We start from the raw sequence: 4258 nt of genomic DNA, 5'->3' as shown, positions 1-4258 counted from the left end.
ACGCGCTGCTCGCGCGGGCGTCGTCGCGGATCGTGCTGGCCGCGTTCACCGACGTGCTCGACGAGCCGCGCCAGCCCAACCTGCCCGGCACCACCGACGCCTACCCGAACTGGCGGATCCCGCTGCCGCTGTCGGTCGAGGCGCTGCTGCGCGACCCGCGGGTGCAGGCGACGGTGCAGGTGCTGCGGAACCGGTAGGCCCGGGGTCCGACGGCCCCGGGTCCGGTGGCAGCAACGGCACGTTGCTGACGTCGGGTGGCAGAACGGCGCCGTTCACGCACCGGGGCGCCCGGCACCCCATGGCAGCAACGGCACATTGCTGACGTCAGACGCCAGGACGGCGCCGTCCACGCACCGGGGCGGTGGCTGTCAGAGCGGGCGGAGATCCACGGCCGACCGACCCCGGTCGGGCAACGTCGTCGCCGACTCCTGGTGGTAGGCGCCGCTGGGCAGGATGCCCGCCCCGCCCCGGCGGGCCATGACCCGCTGCTGGACCAGCACGTCCTCGCCGTGCGCGTTCTCGGGGACCTCGCGCCAGAAGTCGAAGCCGCCCGCCTCGAGCAGCGCGGCGCGGTCGAAGAGCACGCAGCCGGCGGACCACGCGATGCGGTGTGCCCGCCACGTCGAGGGGGCGGGCACCGGGCCGCCGCGGGCGTCGAGCCCGAGCGACTCCGCGAGGTGCACGCCGTTCGCGGCGTTGCCCAGCCGCCACCGCTCCCACGCCGGCGAGCCCTTCTCGATGCGCTCGGGGCGCACCCCGTCGCTCCACTCCGCGTAGGTGGCCCGCTCGTGCGGGCGGTCGTCGTCGACGTGCGAGAGCCCCTGCATCGCCGCGGCCACCAGCCCGCAGCCCAGCGTCCGCAGGGCGGTGTGCAGCCGCGCGAGGACGCCCGGCTCGAGCCAGACGTCGTCGTCGAGGAAGAGCACCGCGTCGGCCCGGGCGCACGAGAGCAGGAACGCCCGCTGCTCGGCGATCCCCCGCCGCGGCAGGTGGCGGTGCAGCTCGACCGGCACGCCCCGGTACCCCAGGACGCGGAGCATCGCCGTGGCCGACGGCGTGTCGAACGAGGCCGCGCCGGTCCCGTCCTCCGGGCCCGACTGGTCCGACACCACCACCCGGAACGACGGTCCGCCGGTGCCGGCCTGCGCGGCGAGCCCGGCCAGCGTCGTCGCGAGCTCGACCGGCCGGTCCTTCGTGGGGACCAGCACGTCGACGTCGACGCTCACGACTGCGCCCGCACGCGCCCCGCGGCCCGGATCCGCTCGAGCGTCGCGGTCGTGGAGCGGTCGGCCAGGTAGTCGAGGATGACCACGCGCCCGCCGTACCCGGCCACGGTCGGCGTCTCCGGGAGCATCTCCGGGGTGTAGTCGCCGCCCTTGGCGTAGACGTCGGGGCGCAGCGCCTCGAGCAGGGCGACCGGGGTGTCGTCGGCGAACCCGACGACGTGGTCGACGCACGAGAGGGCCCCGATGACGGCCGCGCGGTCGGACAGCGAGTTCACCGGCCGGTCGGGGCCCTTGAGCCGCCGCACCCCGTCGTCGGCGTTGAGCGCCACCACCAGCACGTCCCCGAGCCGCTTGGCCTGGTTGAGGTAGGCGACGTGGCCGCGGTGGACCACGTCGAAGCAGCCGTTGGTGAACACGATCCGCCGGCCGGCGGCGCGGTGGGCGGCCACGAGCCGTTCGATCTCCTCGGCGCTCGACAGCATCCCGCCGGAGGCCCCGACGCGGGCGGTGAGGTCGGCGGTGGAGCACACCGCGGTCCCGGCCCGCCCGACGACGACGTCGGCCGCGGCCTGCGCGAGCTCGACCGCGGTCGGGGCCGGGGTGCCGGCGGCCAGCGCCAGGGTCAGCGCGGCGGTGAAGGAGTCGCCCGCCCCGCAGGCCCGGCTCTCGGGCACCGGGCGCGCCCAGGTGCGGTGCGCAGGGAGGCCGTCGGCGAGCAGCAGCGCCCCGTCGCGGTCGAGGGTGACGACGACGGACGCGGCACCCGACCGGTCGCGCAGCTCGGCGGCCGCGGCCTCGGCGGCGCCCGCGCGGTCGGGAGCGGGCAGGTCGCGGCGCAGCAGCGTGGCCACCTCGCCCGCGTTGGGGGTGACGACGTCGGGCGCGACCGGCGCCCAGCGCGCCGGGTCGTGCGCGTCGACGACGAGCACGCCGCAGCGGTCACGGCGGGACGCGAGCGCCGCGACCGTCGACTCGTCGAGCGCGCCCGTGCCGTAGTCGCAGACCACGACGGCGTCGGGCTCGGTGTCCAGGGCGGACTCCAGCGCGGCGAGCAGGCCCGCGATCCGGCGCGGGGGCGGGAGGGTGTCGTAGCGGGCGACCATGGCCTCGTCGGCGACGATGCGCCGCTTGGCCGCGGTCGGCGCCTGGCCGTCGTGCAGGACGCTCGCGGTGTCCACCCCCGCCCGCTCGAGCAGCCGCCGCAGGGTGTGCCCGTCGTCGTCGTCCCCGACCGCCGACACCAGCCGGACCTTCGCGCCCATCGCGGCGAGGTTGACCGCGGTGTTCGCGGCGCCGCCGGGGGCGGCGTGGGTGCGGTCGACCTCCACGACGGGCACGGGCGCCTCCCGGGAGAGCCGCCGCGACGGGCCGCTCATCCAGCAGTCGAGGACCGCGTCGCCGAGCACCACGACCCGCGGCGAGGCGGCGGCCAGCCGCTCGGGGAGGTCGGCGGCCAGGGGTGCCGAGGTCAGCGGCGGTGCCACGGTGTCTCTCGTCCTCTCGCTCATGGGTGTCCTCCGGCGCGCGCTAGGGTTCGACGACGCTTCCGCGGGGTGCAGACCGGCGCTCCCGGCCCGCTCCGACCCGCCGTGCCGTCCCGTGCCTCCGCGCCGCGCCTCCGGGCCGCGCCGCCGCGGAGCCCCGGGCCGCCCGCGTCCCTGGAGGCCGAGTGCACCCCGACCCCGCCGCCGACGGGCCCGCTCCGGGCACCGTCGACGTCGCGGTGCGCCCGGAGGGGGCCGACGTGCACGTGGTGGCGGTCGTCGGCGACGTCGACGCGGCGAGCGTCGGGACGGTCCGGGCCGGGGTCGACGAGGCCGTCGGCGCCGGCGCGCGCACCGTCGTGCTCGACCTGTCCGGCGTCGCGCTCCTCGCCTCGGCCGGGATGTCCCTCCTGCTCGAGGTCCACGAGTCCCTGCGCACCCGCGCGTGCGCCCTGCGGCTGGTGACCGGCACGGTGCGCTCGGTGCGCCGCCCCCTCACGATCACCGGGCTGGACCGGGTGCTCACGCTGCACGACGACCTCCCGGGTGCCCTCGACGCCGCCGCTGGTCCGGACCCGCACGATCACGGGTAGGACGACTCGCCCGACGCGGCGACGACGAGCTCCCGCACCTCGCTGCCCGCCGGGCGGGTCAACGCGTAGAGCACCGCGTCGGCGGTCTCGGCGGGGTCGTTGAGCTGCGCGTCCGAGCCCGGCTTGTACTGGTCGGGACGGTCGTCGAAGAAGTGGGTCCACATGCCGCCCGGGATGAGCAGCGTGACGCCGACCTTGCCGGCCCACTCCGCGGCCAGCGCGCGGGTGAACCCGACGACGCCGAACTTCGAGGCGCAGTAGGCGGTGGCGTCGGAGACCGCCTTGACCCCGAGCGTCGACGAGACGGTGACGACCTTGCCGCGGCGCGCCTCGAGGGAGGGCAGCGCGGCGCGGACGACCGCGACGGTGCCGAGCAGGTTCACCGCCACCACGCGCTCCCAGTCCTCGCGGGGCACGTCGACGAGCGACCCGCAGCGGTCGATGCCGGCGGCGGTGACGACGGCGTCGAACCCACCGTGGGTGTCCGCGGCCCGCTCGACGGCGGCCTCGGCCGCGGCGGTGTCGGCCAGGTCGACCTCGACGAAAGCGTGCCCGGCGTCAGGGGCCTTGAGGTCGAGGACGACGGGGGTGCCGCCGGCCGCGAGCACGGCGTCGGCGACGGCCGCGCCGAGCCCGGAGGAGCCGCCGGTGACGAGGACGGTGCCCGGGCTGCCGGCGGGGCGCGAGGGCGCCGACGTGCTGGCCGGGTCGGGGGTGGGCAGGGGTGAGGTCATGAGGGTCCTTCCTGGATGAGGCCGTGCGCCGGGCTCAGGTCGGCGGCCCGGCGGGAGCCTTCGGTGGCGCCGACGCCCGCGGCGGCGGCGAGCCGGGTCGAGGAGCGCCCGGCGTGGTACGGGACGGCGACGACCTCGCCGCCCCAGGAGCGCACGAGCCCGGCCTCGGGCAGGTCGTCCGCGGCGTAGTCGCCGCCCTTGACCCACACGTCCGGGCGCAG

General features: G+C 77.4%; 5 protein-coding genes and 1 pseudogene. 2 read left to right on the top strand and 4 right to left on the bottom strand.

Features of this window, described 5'->3' with window-relative positions; translation table 11 throughout:
* Nucleotides 1–197, top strand: a 197-nt coding sequence (locus AC0CYZ_RS28450) for a 4-alpha-glucanotransferase (protein WP_472221471.1), incomplete at its 5' end; no start/stop codon positions are given.
* A gap of 171 nt (nucleotides 198–368) precedes the next feature.
* Here AC0CYZ_RS28450 and AC0CYZ_RS28445 read toward each other — a convergent pair.
* Together AC0CYZ_RS28445 and rfaE2 are read right to left on the bottom strand one after the other, a co-directional pair.
* A complete protein-coding gene (locus AC0CYZ_RS28445) occupies nucleotides 369–1226 on the bottom strand; it encodes a glycosyltransferase family 2 protein (RefSeq protein ID WP_472221470.1) in 858 nt (285 codons plus the stop codon).
* Nucleotides 1223–2734: a D-glycero-beta-D-manno-heptose 1-phosphate adenylyltransferase gene (gene rfaE2, locus AC0CYZ_RS28440; RefSeq protein ID WP_472221469.1), complete on the bottom strand. Its 1512-nt coding sequence runs from the start codon at nucleotides 2732–2734 to the stop codon at nucleotides 1223–1225. Before rfaE2 ends, AC0CYZ_RS28445 begins: the two co-directional genes overlap by 4 nt.
* Before the next feature lie 161 nt (nucleotides 2735–2895).
* Here rfaE2 and AC0CYZ_RS28435 point away from each other — a divergent pair, with 161 nt between their 5' ends.
* Nucleotides 2896–3303 (top strand): STAS domain-containing protein, encoded by a 408-nt coding sequence (locus AC0CYZ_RS28435; RefSeq protein ID WP_472221468.1) that lies wholly within the window; start codon nucleotides 2896–2898, stop codon nucleotides 3301–3303.
* Here the strand turns inward: AC0CYZ_RS28435 and AC0CYZ_RS28430 are convergent.
* Together AC0CYZ_RS28430 and AC0CYZ_RS28425 are read right to left on the bottom strand one after the other, a co-directional pair.
* Nucleotides 3294–4037 (bottom strand): SDR family oxidoreductase, encoded by a 744-nt coding sequence (locus AC0CYZ_RS28430; RefSeq protein WP_472221467.1) that lies wholly within the window; start codon nucleotides 4035–4037, stop codon nucleotides 3294–3296. The two genes, AC0CYZ_RS28435 and AC0CYZ_RS28430, sit on opposite strands and share 10 nt — an antisense overlap.
* A pseudogene (locus tag AC0CYZ_RS28425) lies at nucleotides 4034–4258 on the bottom strand (hypothetical protein); the annotation flags it as partial. The pseudogene AC0CYZ_RS28425 and the gene AC0CYZ_RS28430, both read right to left, overlap by 4 nt.

The organism is Actinomycetospora sp., assembly GCF_055612215.1.
Note: the sequence above shows the minus strand (reverse complement) of the source record. Positions and strands in the feature narration are given on the sequence as shown.

What these genes read in the sequence shown, in the direction of transcription:
- rfaE2 (WP_472221469.1), bottom strand. Translation starts at nt 2,734, where the DNA reads ATGAGCGAGAGGACGAGAGACACCGTGGCACCGCCGCTGACCTCGGCA.
- AC0CYZ_RS28430 (WP_472221467.1), bottom strand. Translation starts at nt 4,037, where the DNA reads ATGACCTCACCCCTGCCCACCCCCGACCCGGCCAGCACGTCGGCGCCC.